Origin of the sequence: Paenibacillus sp. FSL R7-0026 (assembly GCF_038004485.1) — a bacterium.
In the GTDB taxonomy this organism is placed as follows: Bacteria; Bacillota; Bacilli; order Paenibacillales; family Paenibacillaceae; genus Paenibacillus; species Paenibacillus xylanexedens_A.
Genome location: NZ_JBBORG010000001.1, coordinates 5,829,264 through 5,852,481 on the forward strand (window position 1 = coordinate 5,829,264; position 23,218 = coordinate 5,852,481).

The 23,218-nt window shown below is 48.2% G+C and carries 12 protein-coding genes and 1 pseudogene; all 13 read right to left on the bottom strand.

Features of this window, described 5'->3' with window-relative positions; translation table 11 throughout:
- Positions 1 to 53: 53 nt before the first annotated feature.
- Positions 54 to 2,408 carry a DNA helicase PcrA gene (gene pcrA, locus MKY44_RS25700; protein WP_341009114.1) on the bottom strand — a complete coding sequence of 785 codons (2,355 nt, stop codon included), beginning with the start codon at positions 2,406 to 2,408 and terminating at the stop codon, positions 54 to 56.
- A gap of 638 nt (positions 2,409 to 3,046) precedes the next feature.
- A complete protein-coding gene (locus MKY44_RS25705; RefSeq protein WP_341009116.1) occupies positions 3,047 to 3,742 on the bottom strand; it encodes a heptaprenylglyceryl phosphate synthase in 696 nt (231 codons plus the stop codon).
- Positions 3,743 to 3,888: 146 nt separating this feature from the next.
- Positions 3,889 to 4,731 (bottom strand): phosphatidylinositol-specific phospholipase C/glycerophosphodiester phosphodiesterase family protein, encoded by an 843-nt coding sequence (locus MKY44_RS25710; RefSeq protein WP_341009117.1) that lies wholly within the window; start codon positions 4,729 to 4,731, stop codon positions 3,889 to 3,891.
- Positions 4,732 to 4,886: 155 nt separating this feature from the next.
- Positions 4,887 to 5,747, bottom strand: coding sequence for a dTDP-4-dehydrorhamnose reductase (rfbD, locus tag MKY44_RS25715; RefSeq protein WP_341009119.1), 861 nt, complete (start codon positions 5,745 to 5,747; stop codon positions 4,887 to 4,889).
- A complete protein-coding gene (gene rfbB, locus MKY44_RS25720) occupies positions 5,744 to 6,769 on the bottom strand; it encodes a dTDP-glucose 4,6-dehydratase (RefSeq protein ID WP_341009121.1) in 1,026 nt (341 codons plus the stop codon). Before rfbB ends, rfbD begins: the two co-directional genes overlap by 4 nt.
- A gap of 54 nt (positions 6,770 to 6,823) precedes the next feature.
- A complete protein-coding gene (gene rfbC, locus MKY44_RS25725) occupies positions 6,824 to 7,372 on the bottom strand; it encodes a dTDP-4-dehydrorhamnose 3,5-epimerase (protein ID WP_341009122.1) in 549 nt (182 codons plus the stop codon).
- A gap of 181 nt (positions 7,373 to 7,553) precedes the next feature.
- A complete protein-coding gene (gene galU / locus MKY44_RS25730) occupies positions 7,554 to 8,432 on the bottom strand; it encodes a UTP--glucose-1-phosphate uridylyltransferase GalU (RefSeq protein WP_076209856.1) in 879 nt (292 codons plus the stop codon).
- 258 nt (positions 8,433 to 8,690) lie between these two features.
- Complete coding sequence (locus tag MKY44_RS25735; protein ID WP_341009124.1) at positions 8,691 to 12,341, bottom strand: DEAD/DEAH box helicase; 3,651 nt, start codon at positions 12,339 to 12,341, stop codon at positions 8,691 to 8,693.
- A 106-nt stretch (positions 12,342 to 12,447) separates the two neighbouring features.
- Positions 12,448 to 14,960 (bottom strand): annotated as a pseudogene (locus MKY44_RS25740) (DUF3656 domain-containing U32 family peptidase).
- Positions 14,961 to 15,452: 492 nt separating this feature from the next.
- Entirely contained in the window at positions 15,453 to 17,348 is a 1,896-nt protein-coding gene (locus MKY44_RS25745; RefSeq protein WP_341009127.1) for a stalk domain-containing protein, read from the bottom strand.
- 43 nt (positions 17,349 to 17,391) lie between these two features.
- Positions 17,392 to 18,561, bottom strand: coding sequence for a S1C family serine protease (locus MKY44_RS25750; RefSeq protein WP_341009128.1), 1,170 nt, complete (start codon positions 18,559 to 18,561; stop codon positions 17,392 to 17,394).
- 460 nt (positions 18,562 to 19,021) lie between these two features.
- The gene (locus MKY44_RS25755) at positions 19,022 to 19,234 is read right to left on the bottom strand and encodes a hypothetical protein (protein WP_017692026.1); all 213 of its coding nucleotides are present in this window, start codon (positions 19,232 to 19,234) and stop codon (positions 19,022 to 19,024) included.
- 338 nt (positions 19,235 to 19,572) lie between these two features.
- Positions 19,573 to 22,431: an excinuclease ABC subunit UvrA gene (gene uvrA / locus MKY44_RS25760; protein WP_341009130.1), complete on the bottom strand. Its 2,859-nt coding sequence runs from the start codon at positions 22,429 to 22,431 to the stop codon at positions 19,573 to 19,575.
- Positions 22,432 to 23,218 lie beyond the last annotated feature (787 nt).

The window sequence follows — 23,218 nt, forward strand, 5'->3', positions numbered from 1 at the left end:
TTCTTCAAGTTATTTCTGTTCTCTCTGTTATAGTGCAAAAGTAAGTTTCGTTCTTATTCTACTTTCGTAATTGGGGCAAATCCGGCAAGCAAACGTTTCACACCCACCGGAGCCGGGAAGGCAATCTGCAGTTCGGTATCATTACCTGTCCCTTTGACCGCAACAATGGTGCCTGTCCCCCATTTGCCATGCTGCACTTTGTCCCCTGCCTTAAAGCCTGCTTCACCATTAGAAGCCACCGGCTTGGAAGCAGATGATGGCGTAGAGTATGCTGGGCGGGACGTGCCCGTGGTCACACGTGAAGTTGGCGTGGATGAAGTAGCAGACGAACCGCTCTTGCTTTGGTGATCAAACAGCTTGGTGCCACCACCGAAGTTACTTCCTCCACTAGAGCCTAGTCCACGTCCACCATATGAGCCGCCTCCGCTACTGCCACGACGGTAACGATCACGAGCCATGGAGGTGTCTTCCTTCAACTCATCCGGAATCTCATCCAGGAAGCGGGAAGGTGGATTCGCTGTTGTACGTCCAAACAATGTACGCATCTGGGCACAAGACAGGAAGAGTTGCTCTTCCGCACGGGTGATCCCTACATAAGCAAGTCGGCGTTCTTCTTCCAACTCTTCATTGTCCATAAAGGCACGGCTATGCGGAAAGACCCCTTCTTCCATACCCACGATAAAGACAACCGGGAACTCCAGACCTTTGGCGCTGTGCATGGTCATCAGGGTAACCGCGTCGCTCTGATCCTCTTCATCATCGTTCATGCTGTCGATGTCAGCAATCAATGCAAGATCGGTGAGGAACGATACGAGCGTTTTGTCTTCATTATTTTTCTCAAATTCCATTGTTACGGACAGGAACTCTTCAATGTTCTCCAGCCGTGCACGGGATTCGAGTGTGTTTTCATTTTGCATCTCAAGACGGTATTGACTCATCTCAAGAATCTTCTCGGTCAGTTCAGTTACAGACAGATACTCTACCATCTGATGCAAAGCAGCGATCATGTCATAGAACTCCACCAGCGCATTTCGCGTACGGCCTGCAAATCCAAGATCGTCCACGACCTGAAGCACACGGAAAATTGAGATTCCACGCTCTCCTGCCGCAGCCGCCAGCTTCGCTACCGTTGTATCACCAATGCTACGTTTTGGTACATTAATGATCCGGGTAAGACTGATATCATCGTCGGGGTTAGATAACAGGCGCAGATACGCCAGAATGTCCTTGATCTCTTTACGATCATAGAACTTGATGCCGCCGACAATCTGATACGGAATATCAGACTTGATCAGAATTTCCTCTATAACCCGGGATTGGGCATTGGTACGGTACAAAATGGCATGGTTCTGATAGGATTTGCCGTTCTTCACATTTTTACTAATCTCGGAGGTAACAAAATACCCCTCATCATGTTCGGAATCCGCACGGTACACCTTGATCTTCGAACCACCCTCTTTGTCCGTCCACAGTTTCTTCGGTTTACGCCCTGTATTCAGGCCGATCACTTCATTCGCTGCATTCAGGATATTGGAAGTTGAACGATAGTTCTGCTCCAGCAAAATCGTATTTGCTTCAGGGTAATCTTTCTCAAAATTCAGGATATTGCTGATATCCGCCCCGCGCCAGCGATAGATCGACTGGTCACTATCCCCTACAACACAGATGCGATGGTGACTGTCAGCGAGCATGCGGCACAGCATGTACTGTGCACGGTTCGTATCCTGATACTCGTCCACGTGAATGTACTGGAATTTCTTTTGATAAAAGTCGAGAACTTCAGGCACTTCCTTGAACAGTTGAATAGTCTGCATAATGAGATCGTCGAAATCAAGTGAGTTGTTGGCTCTTAACTTTTTCTGATACATCTTATATATCTTCGCTACAATACCCTCGAAATAGTCTCCTGCCTGCTTCTCATATTGCTCCGGACTAATCAGTTCATTCTTGGCCGTGCTCATCATGGATTGAACTGCTTTGGGCTCGAATTTCTTAGTATCGATATTCTGGTCTTTCATACAGCTGCGAATAACAGATAATTGGTCCGATGAGTCCAAAATACTGAAGTTGGAGGTAAAGCCAATACGTTCAATATCACGGCGCAGAATACGCACACACATGGAGTGGAACGTGGATACCCAAATGTCGCGGCCTTGGGAGCCACCTACGAGTTGAGATACCCGGTCTTGCATCTCACGAGCGGCTTTGTTCGTAAAGGTAATCGCTAAAATGCCCCACGGGGGTGCTTTCCGTGTTGCAATGAGGTAGGCAATCCGGTGTGTCAGCACCCGGGTCTTGCCGGAGCCCGCACCGGCCATAATTAGCAGCGGGCCATCCGTCGCCTCGACGGCTTGCCGTTGAGGGGTGTTAAGCCGTGCAACGGCATCATGTATATTTACAGGTTGCATGCATGCATGCTCCTTTCGTTGGTTGGTTGGTCGGTATACCTGATCTATCCATTACACTTGGACTTCGATTGCAGCAGCATCTTCCGATCGTCGTTATCCCCAAATTTTTTGATTCCCTTTAATAAAGGGAAAATCCGGTGATAAATACGAACACTTCGTTTCTTCAGATTGCTTCTGCACTCTCCGTTTTCGTGTAAACATAGTCCCTGTATACGAATTATTGGTAAGAGGTTAAAAACCGGTAATAAAGGCGAACGCTCCGCTTCTCCAGCTTATTTCTGTCCTCTTCGTTCTCGTGTAAAAATTAGTTTAGCTTATATTTAGGGGTAGTTGAAATTACAAGAGAGCACACTCCGTTTCTTCAGATTGCTTTTGTACTCTCCGTTTCTGTGTAAACATAGTCCCTGTATACGAATTGCTTAGTAAAAGAAGAACAATATCAGGTAATAGAAGTATGCTTAGGATTTAGCTTTCTTACAGAAAGCTTTTAAGGAGCACTTCGTTTCTCCAGCTCACTTCTTTCCTCTTCGTTCTCGTGTAAACGACATTACGGTCATATAACTTCTTTAATTAGTAAGGGCAAAGTTCTATTTTAACAGATCATAAGGGGAAAATGGGGGAATGGTAAACTAAACCGATTAAATGGTTCCTTTTACAGCCAACACCGTCTCAAGTGCCTTATTCAAATCGCTATACACAATGTTGCCTACCACGATGGTATCTGCCACCTGGGCAGCTTGCGAGGCTTTCTCCGGATCATCAATTCCACCGCCGTAGATGAGGTGTGCCCACTCCAATTGTCTATGTGTCTCACCAACAAGCTCCATATCTCCGAACGTTCCGCTGTACTCCATATATATAATTGGAAGATTGAGCAGACGCTCCGCAGCCTGGGCATATGCCACCGCAGCTCCTGTCGTCAGTTCCGTATCTGCACCAGTCAACTGAGCTACCGTGGAGTTTGCATTCAGGACGATATAACCCTCGGCAATCAGCAGATCCCACGGGATGAGATAACCATAACGCTCTATCGCTTGCTGGTGGTGCCCAATCATCCATTTGCTGTCCGTTGCATTCAATACCATCGGGATCAAATATCCGTCAAACCCGGGAACAACAGCCTCCAGATCGGATACTTCAAGTACACATGGCAACTCATAACGACGCACACGGGACATCAGGTCTACCGTGTTATCATAGGTAATCCCCGAAGATCCGCCAACGATAATTGCATCGGTCCCCGACACACAGACCAGATCGAGTTCTTCGTCCGTAATTTCCCGGTCTGGGTCAAGCTTAAATACATGTCTCCACTGCTTAATCATGTCTATCAACGAACATTCCTCCAGAGGTTCTTCTGCATCCTAGAAAGCTTGTAAACTAAGTCTAAGTCAGCAGGCAGCGAGTGTCAATGTTCGTATAAAAAGGGGAACAGAAAAACATGAATTTTTACGGTTTCCAGGCAAAACGTGTATTCATCTCATAGTTCCTGCTCCGTCAGCACGTCTGAGTATACTCCGTACACGCCCCACTTCTCATAGTTAGCCACCTGTTCAGTATCGTTGATGGTATGCACGTAGGTGACTGAGCCTGCACTATTCAGCTTGGCGACGAAATTCTGGTTTACTTTATATTCCGGCATAGTCACGGCATCAATATCATTCTTTTGCACAAAATCAACAACCTGATCTTCTGTATCCTGTGTGGCATATAACGTATAGATAATGGAAGGGAATGCATAGACTTCTTTCACCGTTTCGAGCATCGGTTCGTTATAGATCTGTACAACAACCCGGTCCAGTACGGAGGGATCATGTTCTTTGGCAGCATCCACCAGAGACTGTAACACCTGCTGAATATCCTCATCCTTCTGTTCCTTGGTGTCGGTTACGATATACATATCCGGGTACTGAGCCAGTACATCTATAATACCGTCGGCATCCATAGGCTGGTACATACCCAAAATAGGCGTATTCATGAACTCATCATGTGTCAGCGCCCCGGCCTGTTTATCCTCCGAAAGTTCTTCGTCTTGTCCTAGCATTTTGCTCATATTCGCGGTCCACTCATGTCTGGCTACGGCTTTGCGATCCGATGTCAACATAAAGTCGATCTCAAATACACGTGTGCCTTTCTCGTAATTGGCAATCATCGCTTCATAGGCATTGGTATATGGTTGATCACGAATACTGCCCATCGCATGGGCGATTAATCTATAGGCGGTAAATCCGTCCCGTTGTTCCTCACTCTCGCTTTCATATGCGAAAAAGAGTGTGCCCACGGTAACGATCAGTAGTATTAACACGGCGGCAATGCGTTTCATATAGCATTCACATCCTCAGTACCTTTTTGTTAGCTAACTACCCGAATTGAGGAGGTGTAAAACAAAATAGCCGCCCGGAGGCGGCTGTTAAATGGTGGGTGCAGTTTGGGAATAAAGCACGGACCCTCCACATGCTCAGTCCTTTTGCTGTACACTCACTCTTTCAAAAACGCAATCAGTGCCTCACGCCAAGGTCTCAGAGGTTCCAGACCGTTCGTTCGAATCGCCAGATGATCCATCACCGAGTATGCAGGACGCGGGGCTGGACGCGGAAACTGATCGGTTGTGCATGGCGTAAGTTCGGCTGTAGGCTCGAACCCACTCTGCTTATTGGCTTCTTCTTTTATTGCCTCTGCAAACTCGTACCATGTGCAAGTCCCTGAATTGGAGGCATGATAGATGCCATACTTTTTACTTATGGAAAGGATATGAATGAATCGGGCAAGATCCACCGTATAGGTAGGCGAACCTTGTTGGTCATGAACAACTTGCAGTTGTGGACGTTTCTCCATAAGTTCCAGCATGGTTTTGACAAAATTACTGCCATACACGCCAAACACCCATGATGTTCGAATAATAAACCATTGCGTACACAAACTTTGAACCAGCCGTTCCCCAGCAAGCTTCGACTTGCCATATACACTCTGCGGATTCGTTACATCGTACTCGCGGTAAGGTGTACTCCCGCTCCCATCAAATACATAATCGGTACTGATATATACCAGTTTTGCTTTCACTCTCTCGGCGGCAACCGCGATATTTCTAGTACCTGATGCATTGATTGCATATGCTGTATCTTCATCTACCTCGGCCTGATCGACTGCCGTGTAAGCAGCGCAGTGAATAATGATGTGAGGCCGGAACGTTGTAATCATATCTGTGCACTGCTGTTGATCGGTAATATCCATCTGGTTTTTGTCACAGGCCAATACCTGATGACCCTCTGCTTGAAAGGTCTTCACCACATCATAACCCAGCTGTCCTGCCGCGCCAGTCACCATAACTCTATAGTTCATTTGGACGAATCACCCATCCGCTTACCGTACTGAAGCTGAACATAGTCCTGATATGTGCCTGATTGAATTCTCGTCCACCAATCTTGATGTTTCAGATACCACTGGATCGTCTCCTTGATCCCTGTCTCAAAATTGTGTGAAGGTTGCCATCCGAGCTCTGTACGTATCTTGGTAGGATCTATACCGTAACGTCGGTCATGTCCCAATCGATCCTGTACATATTGAATCAAACTCGCTGGTTTACCCAGTTGTTCCAATACGCTCTCCACAATGTAAATATTAGTACGTTCATTATTACCACCAATGTTGTATACCTCTCCAGATTGTCCATTATGAATCACCAGATCAATCGCGCTGCAGTGATCCTCGACATAAAGCCAGTCACGAATATTGAGCCCGTCACCATATACTGGAATGGCTTCGTCATTTAGTGCACGGGATATAATCAGCGGAATCAGTTTCTCCGGGAATTGAAAAGGCCCGTAGTTATTAGAGCAACGTGTAATATTTACAGGAAGTCCAAAGGTTTCATGATACGCTCTTACGAGTAGATCCCCGCCAGCTTTACTTGCAGAGTACGGACTGTTTGGCATCAGAGGGGTTTCTTCAGTAAATAAACCTGTTGCACCTAGTGATCCATATACCTCATCTGTCGATACCTGAACAAATTTGGTGACTTGATATTTCTTTGCCGCATCCAATAGAACCTGAGTACCCATCACATTGGTGCGCACAAAGATATCCGGGGACAGAATACTTCGATCCACATGAGACTCGGCAGCGAAATTCAAAACCACATCAATGCCTTGGGAAAAAACAGCTTCCATCTGCTGTACATCTGCAATATCTGCTTTGATGAAGGTATATTGGGGATTGGACTCTACTGTATGCAAGTTCTCCAAGTTCCCCGCATACGTTAATGCATCTACATTGATAATCTCATAACTCGGATGTTCACGAAGCATATATAATACAAAGTTGCTGCCGATAAATCCGGCCCCACCCGTAACCAGTAGTTTCATGCTGTCTCTCTCCCTCTGCCTCCAGATACAGAAGTATCTGAAAAGTCTGATTAATTAGTCGAAGTTCAGTTCAGCATCTTTCAGTAAAGGATGCTTCTGATCCTTCTCCGATAATATAGGTTTCGTCACAGGCCAATCAATGGCGAGCGCAGGATCGTTCCACAGAATTCCACGGTCATGTTCAGGCGAATAATAGGCGTCCACCTTATAAGTTACCTGGGAACGAGGCACCAAGGTGCAGAAACCATGAGCAAATCCTCGAGGAACAAGCAGTTGCCGCTGGTTGTACTCACTTAGAATGACACTTTTCCATTGGCCAAAGGTAGGGGATGACGTGCGGACATCCACAATCACATCATATATAGCCCCTGATATAACCCTCACCAATTTAGTCTGTGCTTTGGGCTGGAGCTGGTAATGAAGCCCACGGAGAACACCCGCTTCAGCCGATAAGGATTGATTGTCCTGAATAAAGACGTGCTGTATTCCCTGTTCATGCAGAACCTGCTCATTATAACTCTCCATAAAATATCCACGGTGATCACCATAAACCTTGGGTTCCAAGATGGCAGCGCCATCCATAAACAGCGGAAGTACCTTCATGACATCCCTCCGTTTTGCTGTTAACATCATTTCTTCATATTGACTATGTATATGTAAAGTGTCGGGTAAGTGTTTGTTCATTGGCCTGTATAACCCTCATATTTACTCTTCCATAAAATAAATTAAAGTCCAGCCGCGATATCATTCTTCGGCTGGACTTCAAGGGCATGCGGAAAACCATTTATTGATCCTTTACAACCTGTTCCAAATACTTTAAGAGATCTTTCCGTAGATCCGGGCGTTGCAATGCGTAGTGAATCGATGTCTCAATAAAGCCCAACTTCTCACCAACATCATGACGTAACCCATCAAAATGATATGCGAGAATCTGCCGCTGTTCATTCAATCGGGACAAGGCATCCGTAAGCTGAATTTCTCCCCCTACACCAGCAGATTGTTGACCCAGGATCTCGAAAATATCCGGTGTAAGAATGTAACGTCCCATAATAGCAAGGTTCGAAGGGGAATCTTCGGTCTTTGGTTTCTCAATTAAGCGGCGGGCACGAAAAACACGATCATCGGTAGGGGTCAGCAACTCTCCGTCCACTATCCCATAGCGGGATACCTCGCTCCAATCAACAGGCTGTACACCTACAATCGGAGATTGCAGTTCATCGTAGACATCAATCATCTGCTTCAGGCAGGGATGTTCCGCTTCAACAATATCGTCCCCTAACAGGACGGCAAAAGGCTCGTTGCCGATAAACTTGCGGGCGCACCAGATGGCGTGACCAAGTCCCTTCGGTTCCTTTTGACGGATATAATGGATATCTGCCATCTCGGAGGGTTTGCGTACTTCGTTAAGCAAGTCCCACTTCTGTTTGTCCGCCAGATTCTGCTCCAGCTCAAAAGAATAATCGAAGTGATCTTCAATGGCCCGTTTCCCTTTACCTGTCACAATAATGATATCTTCAATGCCTGAAGCTACGGCTTCTTCAATAATGTACTGGATCGTTGGCTTGTCCACGATGGGTAACATTTCTTTCGGCATCGCCTTGGTGGCAGGCAGAAACCGGGTACCCAGCCCTGCGGCTGGAATAATCGCTTTGCGAATACGCACACGAACCCACTCCTTTTGCTAGATAAGTTGAACTAAAGATTATTTACACTGACACTACGATGACAGAACAACCTTCCAATCGCTGTTATCCCCAGATTTTTCAATTCACTTTTACAAAGGTGAAAATCTGGTGATAAAGGCGAATGCTGCGCTTCTTCAGCTTTTTTCTGCCCTCTACGTTTCTCGTGTAAATGATTAGTCCAACTTGTATAGATTCATATATTTAATGATTCTTATTGCTACGATGCTTGGACTACATTATACCATCAACAATTCGCGGATATCCTGTTCGGATAAGGTCGTCGATCCCCCGTCTCCCGGTTCGATTACTTCGGCAATCAAGTCCTTCTTCCGCTGCTGGAGTTCCAAAATCTTCTCTTCGATCGTACCCTCGGTAACCAAGCGAATGACTTGCACCACTTGTTTCTGCCCCATACGATGGGCACGGCCAATTGCCTGTTCTTCCACGGCGGGATTCCACCATAGATCATATAATATAACGGTATCTGCCCCTGTTAAGTTTAGTCCGGTACCTCCAGCTTTAAGGGAGATTAAGAACAGTTCAGCTTCACCCTCGTTAAATCTGTGACACATCTCGACACGGCTCTGTGCAGGGGTCTGACCATCAAGGTAGAAAAGATTCCTTCCCTGTGCCGCGAGGGTCTGACGAATCAGGTTCAACATGCTAGCAAATTGGGAGAAGATGAGAATTCGTTTGCCTGAAGCCAAACAATCCTCGACCGTTTCTAGCAACTGTTCCATTTTCCCGGAATCGCCTTGATATCCTTCCACAAAGAGGGCCGGATGACAACACAACTGACGCAAGCGCGTGATGCCTGCCAAAATTTTGATACGGTTCTTCTGGAATCCGTTATCCTCCATGTCCTTCGATGCTTCATCCTGAAGCTGGGAAAGGTATGCAGCGTACAGTTTCTTCTGTTCAACCGTAAGCTCTGACCGCTGTACCGTTTCAATTCGATCAGGCAATTCTTCCAGCACATCCTTCTTGAGGCGGCGCAGAATAAACGGACGCACCATCCGCGAGATCCGTTCCGGAGGAAGGTCGCGGAATCTTCTGTAACTTGGAAACAAACCAGGGAATACGGCTTCAAAAATGGACCATAATTCATCCAGCGAGTTCTCCACAGGTGTACCTGTGAGTGCAAAACGGCGCGGAGCCTGAATTTGTTTCACTGCCTGCGCGGTCTGAGAAGAAGCATTTTTGATCGCCTGAGCCTCATCCAAAATGAGCGTATGGAAGATTCGGCCCAGGTAGGTGTCCAAATCCCGTCGCAACAGAGGATACGACGTCACAATTACATCTGCTTCATCCATGCCTGAAAGCATATTGGCTCGCTCTTCTTTCTGACCTGCTGCGATCAGGACGTTCAGATGCGGGGCGAACCGCGCAAACTCATTAGCCCAGTTGTAGGTCAGCGAGGCAGGCGCAACGACAAGTACCGGGGGATGAATGACCCTCGTCCGGATTGTCAGTCCATCCTGCTGCATCGTAGACCATAAGCCATCTGTATTCACTGAAGCCATCTTATCCAATGGGAGACCAGTTTCGGGGTCGATGCCAGCAGTAGCCTCCGTTGTACCGCCCCATAGCGATCCGCTCTCTCGGTATTTATCAACGCCCGTATGGTCAATGTTGTACTCAGGCTTCTCCTGAAGAACTGCTGTAATATACGCGATGCTTTGCAACGTTTTGCCAAGTCCCATATCATCCGCCAGAATGCCGCCAAAACGATAATAAGCGAGGGTACGCAGCCACTGGTATCCACTGTTCTGATAATCCCGCAGGATGGGGGTCAGTGTCTCTGGCAATGCAAAATCCATCCGTTCGGGATCTCGCAGATCGTCGAGGAAACGTTTCAGAGAACCTCCCCACTTCACATGACTGGAGACTTCATCCCTGCCCGGCAATTGTAACGCCCGAACAGCTGGCAGCCGGATATGGCTGCTCTTGATGTCATCTGCTCCAAGTCCAAGTGAATCGGCCATATGAGCGAAGCTGTCTGCACCTTCATTTTCAAGTGAAAGAAAGACACCGCTCTTGAGACGGAAATATGGTTTCTTTTCCACAATGCGACGCATGAGTTCCTGAAGCTCCTGCTCGTCCACACCTTCCATCTCGAATGAAATCTCCAGCCAGTCCAGTCCTCTTCCCAAATCTGCTCGTACTTTCGGCGGTGTTGGATAGGATTGCACCATCGCCTTCACGGCGTTTGGCATATAGATATCTACCTGTTTCTCAAGCTCAGGCAACAGATGATACATGACATCATAGATCGCATCTTCACGTTCACTCGCCCAGACGCTACCTTCACGTTCCAGGAAAGACCGATCAAGCCGTTCAATGAGATTCCGTTCTTTGTATCGATCACGCACCAAAATAACCTTTTTCTCTTCTTCATCTATTAAATACTCTGCAAGCGGATTAATAACCATGACCTCATAGTCGAATTCCAGACGCGCTGTGATACGCTCACGATAGAAGTCGATGTACAACTTGGGTGAGAGTTCCGGTTCCGCAATCTGTTCACGCACCTGCGAATCAATGGACAGATGTCCAAGCGTACGCAATTCTGGCACGACATGCTGCACGAACTCATCCACCTGCTGGGTCGAAATATCGATGCTTTCCTTAATCCCATAGGAGGTGAGCGCCCCACTCAAGTCCTCCAAACTTCGCATCTGCATCGGCTCCAACATATGCAACTGCCCTTCCACCACAGCGGCATCATAAGCAGGAAGAAGAATCAGCTCACGCAGTCCGGAAATTTCAAGCTGATATCCTTCATTCGCTCCCTGGGCGATCCGGTAAAATAAAGGAAGTACCCCCTCACCCAGTGTGAGTGGTCCATTGGCAAATCCCGTGCCCTCCATCCGGCTGTCAGCCTGTAGCAGCAATTCCAGCAGCGGCTTCCATACGAGCGGAGCAATCAGTATATCCCGTCCGTCTGAAGCTCCCAGATAACCGGAGATGGATTGGCGATAGGCCTCTTCACTTTGCCTCATTCGAATGAGCATCGAGAGAATCGCCTGATCCTGCGGATTGAACACATGCATCAATGGATCATAGTGGAACAGCTTGGTAAATGACATGGGCTCGCCCTTTTCGATACAGTTCAGGAATTGCTTCACTTTCTGCACCACATACAGACGTTTGTTACCCACTTTCAGTTCAAGAGCAAGTTTCCCACCACCCTTTTGAACCTGTGTCAGCTTGCATATAAACTGGACCTGCAATTCTTCCCGCAGGGAGGAACGGCTGACAGGGGCAGTGTACTTACGATCAGTTCCATGCAGCGGTCTCCGATCCTTGGCAAACATGGACAGAATCTGATCCGCCGTACGGTAAGAAGGTTTATCTGCCGAGCGGCCCCAACCCGAAGCTGAGCTTGGACGACCTGCTTGGGCAAAGTGAACGGGCGGACGCTCTGGGGCATCATTCAGTTGCTCTCGTTGTGAAGCGGACTGTGGTCGCTCCCATATGCTTTCTTCGACCAACGTTCCAACCCTGGACTTGGAACCTGAACTGGAACTGGTATTGGCTCCTTGGCCTGTAACAGGTTGAGGAGGCTTCCCAGAGGCAATCGTGGCATTACGCTCCTGCTGCTCACCCCATTCGTGAATAGCCAACAGGACAGCAGCGACATGTTTGCAATAGTCATAATGCCTGCCATCACCCGGACAACTGCAGCCTGCCACAACCTCACCTGATCCATCTATATCCACCGTCACCTGATAGCGCTCCGATCCCCGTACCTGTGCTTCATAATGAAGCTGATCCTCACTAACCACCAGATTAGTCACCCTGCCGGATTGGTTATAATCTTCTCCGCGCTTGAATGCCGTGACCCCGCACAGCAATTTGATATCCATAATTGTGAATGGCGCCACGCTTCTTCGCCTCCTGTATCATGATGTAAAAAAACCCCAAGAGCTCCTTGAAGCAGAGATTGGGGTTCCTTCATGCTTGTAACTGTTGTTGTACCATACAATCTGTTTATTTCACCAATTGACCACGTGTAACGCCCAGTTGGTTTGTTGCTTTTAGTGTTTTCCACACTTGTGTACCACTGATCTCACCGCGCAATGCACGGTTGTACAGATCAATTACTTCGCGAACCTGCTCCGGTGTCTCTTCCAGGAATTCCACACGGTAACGGGATACACCCAGATCCATAAAGTTAGTCAGATACTCGGCACCTGACTGTTCCACTGCGTTGTATACCGTATTACGGCAGCCTTCATCCACACGTACCGGGTGGGACATGCCGATCCGGTCTTGCAGGGATGCACGCTGTTCCTCACAAGGACGGCCACAGTTCGTGAAGTCCGTTCCTTCACTCATGAACGTACAATATACACAGTGCTCGGTGTGGAACATCGGCAGATGCTGATGGATAACCACTTCGGTCTGACTTGTACGGGAGTGGCCCAGCAAATCAACCATTTGTTGAATGTTCAGGTCATAGGATGGGGTAATCCAGTCACATCCGGCTTCCAGGAACAATTCTACTGCTTTATGATTGGCGATGTTTAATGAGAAGTCGCCGATCAGTTCCGGGTGCTTCGCATCCGGGTTTTCCATCCGGTGACGCAGGTAGAAGTACAGTGCGCCTGTATTACGTACCAATACCGCATCCGGCTTCAGACGCAGGATGTTGTTATGATATCCGTTCTCCCCAGGCATGTGAATACGCGGTGTTGCCAGCGCGATCTTGCGACCAGCGGCATGCACAGCTTCCACGGCTGCCGGGAACTGTTTGATAAACTCGAAGTCGGCATAGATCATGCCGATGCCTGCTTCAATCGCTGCCTCCACTTGTGGCAGGCTGCGACAGAGCGCGGTCAACTCTGCTTGACCGCGAGCGACTGGTGATGCCGGTTTAACTGAATCGCCGTACACATCTACCGCCCGTTTCACGTAGACGGGCGGTTTAGGACGCTCGCCCGCGAGTTGTTCTACGCCTGACGGCGAATGTTATTCAACTCACGCATTGGGATGATAACGTCACCGTGCAGGTTGACGTCCATTCCTTCCAACTGGAACACGGTGCCTCCCAGACGTCCGAACTGCTCTTCGAGCAATTCATGTGTCATTGGACGCTTCTGGGCGATGTCCAGTTCCATCTCGGAATCAATCCGGACGGTCGTGCCTTTCTGCACGTCTGTCCACCATGTGCTAAGCGGCTGCCCTGGGCTGCCGATGACCTTCACCTTCACTGGGAATACACGGTACGGCTTCTCGGTCTCGAAGCTTTGACGCAGACGTTTGTCCAGCGCCGGGTCATTCGTTTTCCACACTTTGTCGCCAACTTTCACGCGGCGTAGATCTACGTCACTGCGGCCTGGCACAACGTCAACGATCCAGCCCTCTTCGGCTTCACCTTCGAGTTTTACACCTTTGCGACGTACATCGTATACACGTCCGCCCTCTTCCTTCTGAGTCGGGTCTCCGGCGTCAAATACGATCCCGTCTCCACGTTTCACGGGTGCATCCAGCTTCAGGACAACACCATCGCGCAACACTTGATCTACACGACCAAGGTAGACACCACGGCTTTTCGGGAACGTTCCATCCACTAGTTCTTTGTTGTTTGTACCGCTCAGGAAACCATGTGTGAATCCACGGGAGAAGCTTTGCTGCAATTCGCGAACTTCTTCCTTGCTTGGCGGTGTGTTATCTCCATCAAAATAACGGTCAATCGCTTTACGATATTTGCTTACTACGTTTGCTACGTATTCCGGCGTTTTGAGACGTCCTTCAATTTTGAAAGAAGTTACTCCTGCTTCGATCAGTTCCGGCATCAGGTCAATCGCTGCCAGATCTTTCGGAGACAACAGATAGGCTACATCACCCATCGGTTTGTGTACCCCATCCACCATCAGGTCATATGGAAGACGACAAGCTTGTGCGCACTCTCCGCGGTTCGCTGAACGTCCTCCCCACATTTCGGAAGTAAGACATTGCCCTGAGTAGGATACACACAGCGCACCATGAACAAATACTTCCATTGGAAGTTTTGCCTGCTCCCCGATCTTCTGGATCTGCTTCAGGTTGTTCTCCCGTCCCAGAACGACACGTTCCATATCAAACGGCTTCGTAAACTCGACCGCTTCCGGGGACGTAATTGTCATCTGTGTTGAACCGTGAATCGGGAAATCCGGCGAGATCTCGCGAATCATCTTCACCAAACCCAAATCCTGAACAATTACAGCGTCCACACCTGCATCGACACAAGCGTCAATCAGTTCTTTGGCATCCGTCAATTCATTTTCAAAAATCAATATATTAAAGGTCAAAAAACCTTTTACGCCATAACTGTGCAAAAACGCCATTATCTCCGGTAGCTCGTCCATGCGGAAATTGTTCGCCCGTGCCCGTGCATTAAACTTTTCGACTCCGAAGAAAATTGCATCTGCGCCATTGGCTACCGCCGAACGCATACAATCCCAGTCACCAGCGGGTGCCAGAAGTTCAACGTCTTCTCTTCGTATTGTTGCTGTTTTCATGTAGATCCTCCCCATAACCGGCCATCCGCCGGATTTCATCCCTATATCCTTAAACGCCTGAACATCCTAAGCTTAAAACTGCACCTTATCGGGTACACCTGCATTGTCACGGTATTGCTATATCTATCTATTATGTCTGTATTGCCTGAACTCCAAGCTTACAGTCATTCATAATCATCAGATCAGCAGTAATAACTCCTGAACTAGTATAGTGTACCACTTCTGCACCGACTCTTCTACGTTTTCCTGAAAAAACCGTTTACCATTTTCATTTCCATTAAGATTTACACTAGACACTCCGATTGCAGTACCATCTTCCGATCGCTCGATAAAAGCGTAGCCTATGCTTTCGATGCAGCTTTCCTTCAGAAAGCTTGTAGCTTCGCTTCTTCAGATCGGTTCTGCACTCTTCGTCCCAGTGTAAATATTTAATTTATCTTATACAGAAAAAAATAAGCCGAAAGGTCTTTTGACCCTCCGGCTCCACTACAATTATTTAATAAAAGTAAATGAGTTCACTGCTTTTTCCAAGGCGGCCGCCTGAACTTCTGTCTTGTTGGCATCATTCAGCCCACTTGTGATCGTATAGGTTGTTCCGTCCTTTTCGAACACGATCTGGCGACCCGCATATGGCACGCCTTTGTCCAGTTCATGATACGTAAAGGAAAATGCAGGCACACCCGCAAACGTCAGCTCTTCACTGCCAAGCAACTTGAAGTTCTTACGGGTTTTGGTGGCTTCGGTATAAGCTTCTCTCAGTTGACTGACCGTCATTTCGATCGACTTGTCTTCGCTCGCCGCAATGGAGAATTCTCCGCCCGTAAAGGTGTACACCACAGGTGAATATTCGAATCGATCACTATACGGCGTCCAGTACCGCGGAATATCCACACTGTAATGATAACGTTTTGACGTACGTGTAAGTGTCTTCGTTTTGTCTGTCAAATAAGGATCTTCATCCAGCTGACCGAAATTATCGGCAACCGTATCAAAATCAATCTCCACACTCTTCATAATCCGTTCAAACCATGCCCGATCTGCAATCTGCTCCTCAGGGAACGTATACTCTGCATAATATCGATACCCATTCTTCTGCAAAAGAACATCAAACTCGGTCTGCCAGCCCCCACCAAAGTTATAACGGAATTCATTCACCTCGGCAGTCTCTCCCGAGATATCCATCGTATATGAACCAATTGGCTCGTAACTCTCTGGTGTAAATGTCTCGCGCATCCACTTATCCAGTTGGCCGCTCCAGTCTTTTACCGTTGTACCTGCCTTCGCCGAAGTGACACGCCATTGCAGATACGCACCCTCTTTGGCCTCATAGATCAACTGATTGTTATCCATGGACCAGCCGGCAGGAATCTTCAACTCAATACCATAGTCATCGTTCCACGCGGAGCGCATGCCATTATCTACGGTGGACAGATCCTTGATCGTTCGATCCGATTCCGCATAGGTTGGCTGGAATGAATTGAGCAGCGCTGCACGTTTGCCCAGATCTTTATAATTCAGGGCTTCGTAATCTGCGAGGTACACATCATATTGACGACCTTCGCTCAGATACTGTCGCATCTCCCATAACATGCCGTCTACATCCTTCACGATAATCCGTGCATAAGGTGTTTTGCCTTTCGACACCGCTTCACGATCCAGCACCGTATCTCCCGATTGTTTGGCCTCCTGGACAAGTTGCTGCAACAAATCATCCGCATCCAGAGCCACATCCTGATCGCTGACATACACTTCAAGATAATAACTGTTGTCCGCAGCGCCAAAAGTCATCATACGCTCCTGCTCACCGGTCTGGAAAACTATAAGGTCTGCCGGGTAGTTAATGGACCAACCGTAAAAACTGTTGCCAATTCTGGTTTTGCCTTCATCCGGATGAATGCCATCCTCCTCATCCACCGAATCATCGGTTTGCAACAGACGAATCACCATTTCTCCGGAGCTGGTTGGAGCTAACGTCGCTCCAATACCGGCAGCAACCGGACGAAGTGGAACCATAAGTACGCCATTCACCATCTTGGGAGCGGCACCCATCTCATGTTTTACACCATCCACCCAAGCAATTGAACTGCCAATCGTTAGAGTCACGGTGTGCGGGCCTTCCTTAATTTTCACGACATCATTTTTCTCCAACCGGATTTCACTGCCAAATGCTTTCTTGAACACACCTACAGGCACCATCGTTACACCCTTGACCTTGTACGGTTTGGCTATGGCCTGCTTATCGCCGTTAATGTAGGCGCTCGTGCTCCCTGCTTTGACCCGCAGTTCACTTGTCGTCAGATCAGATGCCCATATAGGCAATGCCGCACCAATGGTCAGCATCCCGGTTAATACACCTGCGCTTAGCACACGTATCCATGACTTTTTCATTCCGTTCTTTCGTCCTCTCTCCATCCGGGCTGATCGCCGGGCTTTATTGTTCTTCATCTGCAAGGAACGCTTCATCTTCCTCGTCTACGATGTCTGCGCGATCAGCAAGCACCAACGTGCGGGTGACGATATCGCCATCCGTTTGCATCAACAGCTTTACCTTTTGTCCAGGCAGATACTTTTTGAGCAACTCATTGATATCCACTACTGAAGAGACACGTGTGCCCGCGACATTATAAAGGACATCACCCTCTTTGATTTTGGCTTTCTTGGCTTCAGGAGACAGTACGCCCGTAATCGTTAAGGGATCATCTGTAGGCAGGCCCACAATCGCAGACCAGCTTTCTTCCAGCTGTAGTCCCAGACTTGCACGTTTTATTTTGCCATATTTAAAAAACTGATCGATGATATATTGAACGGTATCCACTGGAATCGAAAATCCCAAACTCTCTACGCCTACCGCAGAGAATTTCATCGAGTTGATCCCAACCACTTCACCCTTCAGGTTGACCAGCGGTCCCCCGCTATTTCCTGGGTTAATCGCCGTGTCGGTCTGAATCAACCGGTAGGTCGCCTCAACACCACGATTCAAGCCGCTAATTACCCCTACCGTTGCCGAGTTGCGCAAAGAAAAGGAAATCGGCGTACCCAAGGCAATCACCGTTTCTCCAACAGTGGTTTGTGAAGCTTTGGCAAAGCTTGCCGGTTTGAGTGATTTGGCATTGATTTTGATTAGCGCCAGATCACTGAGTGCATCACTGTATGTTTTCGTAATTTTGTATGTATTGCCATCCGTCGTTACGACCACTGGGTTCGTTAATCCATCCACCACGTGGGCATTCGTTACAATCCATCCATTGGACCGGATAATGACACCTGTACCATGTGCAAGATTATAACGGTCATCTGATGTTGCACCGTCCTGCACTTCGGTAGATTTCCCAATAATGCCTACGACGGAAGGAGATACCTTTTCGATCACTTTGGGAATGGCTTCACTTCCCTTGTACGTGTACGTTCCGGATTTGGCATCATATTGTCCACTTCCACCAACTGCCTTGAGCAGATCCTTGGTGTTCACATAGACTTGACCGTCTACCACCTTCGCTTGCATTGCCGCTTTGGATTCAGCTGCACCGGCCGTTGCCGCCACACTAATCGAGAGTACAGCAGCCATCAGTATGGCTATCCCCTTTTTACCCAACACGCTCATATTCTCACCTGACCCTCTCTATACATCCTTCTTGCGCGACTCGACATCGGATTCATCGCTGAATCTATTCTCTCTTTCTCTCATCTGCAATTCCGGTATCCCTCAATGTATCATACAGAATCTGGATATACAATTGTTTTAAGTCCTATTTTAGTAGAGAAGGTAAGATCTTGTTCAATCGCTCGATATAAACGAAAAAAACACCCTCCATGTCTCTCTGGAAAGTGTTCGTCTGTACCTCTTTTGGAGGTAGTTCAAAAAGTACGCTTTTGATTACGAAGGATGCCTGGTGGCATCATCAGCATCGAATATGGAATTCAGCCGAAATGTCCGTTGCTCACGTAGTTTTCCCTACGCTCCGCTACTCCATTTCTAGCTTCATCCCATCTTCTCGGTACTGAAAACCGATCTTTTTGAACATGCATTATTGGCTTAAATCCCATTCACTTCATTGGCATTCCTACTGAGCAAACCAACCCGTTATCATCGCATAGTCTGTCATCAGAAATACCAGTAGGCTGACTACTGCAAATCCGATCGCAAACAGATTTTTCTTCGGTGCCCGAAGAAGCCGAACAACTCCGATGAAAATCAGGATCGTAAATAAGATGACAAAAATATCAAATGCATTAAAATTCGATGTACTCGCCGTGGCAGCTTCTGCAAACAGCATGGATAGACAGACCTCCTTACCATAGTTGAACAGCTAACGCATACCCTAATATCTTCCTCTATGTTATCTGTACCCTGCTTGTAATGCAAGCCCTATCATCCATAAAAATGAAAAAAAGCCAATTTGGCCGAATATTCCTGTAATGCTCGTCATAATGCATATGTAAACACTTTCACGAAATAACCTTAGTCCGAAGGAAACACCGTGCATAATTCATAATGAAAAGCCCTTCTTTTCGGAAGCAGAGCACATCAGATCGTTATCCAACGTCTCTACCTTTTCGAAAAGAAGGGCCAATACTGCCACTTCATATTGATATAACTACTGGTTAGAGGACCTTAGTCTACTAATTGCAGTGCCTTGCTCCGCTCGGTATCCCGCTCCAGAACCGGCTTCAAGTACTTGCCTGTATAGGAAGCTTCCACTTTGATGATATCCTCAGGTGTTCCAGTTGCAACAATGGTTCCTCCACCGCTACCGCCTTCTGGACCCAGATCAACAACATAGTCTGCTGTTTTGATAACATCCAGGTTATGCTCAATCACCAACACCGATTCCCCGGAATCAACCAGACGGTGTAATACGTTCAGCAAACGGTCGATATCATCGACATGCAAACCGGTAGTCGGCTCATCAAGGATGTAGATGGTTTTCCCTGTACTGCGACGATACAGCTCGGAAGCGAGCTTCACACGCTGGGCTTCGCCACCAGACAATGTGGTTGCAGGTTGTCCCAGATTGATATAACCCAGACCCACATCCATCAGTGTTTGCATTTTGCGATGGATCTTCGGAATGTTCTCGAAGAATTGGGTTGCATCTTCAACCGTCATTTCCAGCACATCGGAAATGTTTCTGTTTTTATATTTCACTTCAAGCGTTTCCCGATTGTATCGTTTGCCTTTGCAGACTTCACAAGGAACATAGACGTCTGGCAAGAAGTGCATCTCGATCTTGATAATACCGTCTCCACGGCAGGCTTCACAACGTCCACCTTTGATATTAAAACTGAACCGGCCTTTCTTGTATCCACGTACCTTGGCTTCGTTCGTCTGAGCAAACAGATCCCGGATATCATCAAAGACACCTGTATACGTAGCCGGGTTGGAACGTGGGGTTCGCCCGATAGGAGACTGGTCAATATCGATGACTTTATCGATATGTTCCAGACCACGAATTTCTTTATGTTGACCCGGACGTACCCGAGCACGGTTCAAATCACGTGCCAGCGTTTTGTAGAGAATCTCATTGATCAATGTGGATTTACCTGATCCAGACACACCCGTTACCGCAGTAAATACACCCACTGGAATCTTCACATTCAGATTCTTCAGGTTATTTTCTTTGGCTCCACGTACTTCCAACCAACGGTCTCCCACACTTCTACGTTCTGTACGAATCGGAATGAACTTGCGTCCACTCAGATATTGACCGGTTAAGGAGTTCTCATCGTTCATGATCTCCTCCGGTGTACCCTGTGACATGATGGTACCTCCGTGTATACCTGCACCTGGGCCAATATCAATAATATAGTCGGCAGCCATCATCGTATCCTCATCATGTTCAACCACGATCAACGTATTACCAATGTCGCGCATATGCGCAAGCGTTGAGATCAGACGGTCATTATCCCGTTGATGCAGACCGATACTCGGCTCATCCAGAATATACAACACACCCATCAGGCTGGAACCGATCTGTGTAGCCAATCTGATCCGCTGCGCTTCCCCACCGGACAATGTTCCGGCAGCACGACTCAGTGTAAGGTAATCCAGACCAACATTCACCAGGAAGCCGAGACGGCTGTTGATTTCTTTTAAAATCAGTTTGGCAATCGTCTGCTCCTTCTCCGTCAATTCCAATGAATCGAAGAATCGGCCAGCTTCACCAATGGACAAACTAGTCACATAGGCCATGTTGTGATCATTGATCGTAACCGCAAGACTCTCGCGTTTCAGACGCTGACCTTTACATGTACCACAAGGCTTCGCACTCATGTAACCCTCAATAAATTCACGGATACCTTCAGATGCTGTATCCCGGTAACGACGCTCCAGGTTATTCACGATACCTTCAAAGGTAACCAGTGCTTCCTTACGTTGTCCAAAATCATTCTCATAGCGGAAACGGATTTTCTCCGTACCTGTACCCTTCAACAACTTGTTCATCTGCTCAGCTGGCAGATCTTCGACAGGTACATTTTGCGGAATGTTGAAGTGCTCACATACCGACTTCAGGAACTGCGGATAATAGGTGGATGTACCACCTGTCCAAGCATCAAAAGCTCCATCTTCGATGGTCTTAGTCCGATCTGGTACCAGCAGATCAGGGTCAACGATCATTTTGACACCTAACCCATCACAATCCGGGCAAGCCCCGAAAGGACTGTTAAATGAGAACATCCGTGGTGCAAGCTCTTCAATACTGAATCCGCACACCGGGCAGGCAAAGTTGGAACTGAAGCGTAGCTCTTCTTCGCCTATAATGTCCACAAGTAGTTGTCCACCGGACAGATTAAGTGCTGTTTCAATAGAGTCGGCCAGACGCGCCTGTACATCATCTTTAACAACGATCCGGTCAACAACGACTTCAATCGTATGCTTTTTGTTTTTCTCCAATTGGATATCTTCTGACAGGTCACGCAGTTCCCCGTTCACCCGTACACGGACAAAACCCTGTTTGGACACATCAGCAAATACACTTTTGTGCTCGCCCTTACGGCCCGAGATAATGGGTGCCAAAATCTGCAGCCGGGTACGCTCTGGATATTGCATAATGCGGTCAACCATTTGTTCTACGGTCTGGGAACTAATCTCCACGCCATGGTCCGGACAATGTGGATGGCCCACACGTGCAAACAACAGACGCAGATAATCATAGATTTCGGTCACAGTTCCAACCGTGGAACGTGGGTTACGGCTTGTTGTTTTCTGATCTATTGAAATGGCAGGAGATAATCCTTCGATGGAATCCACATCCGGTTTCTCCATCTGTCCCAGAAACTGCCGTGCGTAAGCTGACAATGATTCTACATACCGCCGCTGTCCTTCGGCATAGATCGTGTCAAAAGCCAGCGAGGACTTGCCTGAGCCACTCAGGCCGGTCAATACAACAAAGCGGTCACGTGGGATGGTAATGTCGATATTTTTCAGGTTATGCGCTCGTGCGCCTTTAATGACAATGTTATCGCTCGCCAATAGTATTCATCCTCTCAAATTTACTAATCCAACCTTTATAAAGGCTTTTCGATCCCTCCCAAACCCTCCCTTCCAAGGGAGGGCCCCAGAGGGCGCAGCCCTCTGGACACCCGAAACAAGCGGTGCAACGGTGAGGGGTCGGGTCTTGCTATGTGAAGGGTTGTCGTGTGCCCGCGGCTCCGTATAAGTTTCCGGCTCATTGCCGGAAACTTATACGACCGCTCTACTGCGAGGTGACGCTCTCGGCTTCGCCACGTTCGCGACAAGTCGCCATTGCCTTCGGCTCGGCTCCAAGGTCAAGACCAGGACTCTCTCGGCTTCGCCTTGATCGCGATAGGTCGCCATTGCCTTAGGCTCGGCTCCAAGGTCAACACCGGGACGCTCTCGGCTTCGCCTTGGTTGCGGCAGGTCGCCATTGCCTTCGGCTCGGCTCCAAGGTCAACACCGGGGCGCTCTCGGCTTCGCCACGTTCGCGGCAAGGTCGCCATTGCCTTTGGCTCGGCTCCAAGGTCAACACCGGGACGCTCTCGGCTTCGCCTTGATCGCGACAGGTCGCCATTGCCTTTGGCTCGGCTCCAAGGTCAACACCAGGGCGCTCTCAGCTTCGCCACGTTCGCGACAGGTCGCCATTGCCTTCGGCTCGGCTCCAAGGTCAACACCGGGGACGCTCTCGGCTTCGCCTTGATCGCGTCAGGTCGCCATTGCCTTTGGCTCGGCACCGAGGTCAACACTGGGGCACTCTCGACTCCCAATTGCTTTCCTATAAACCTTTTAACCAATTTCAACA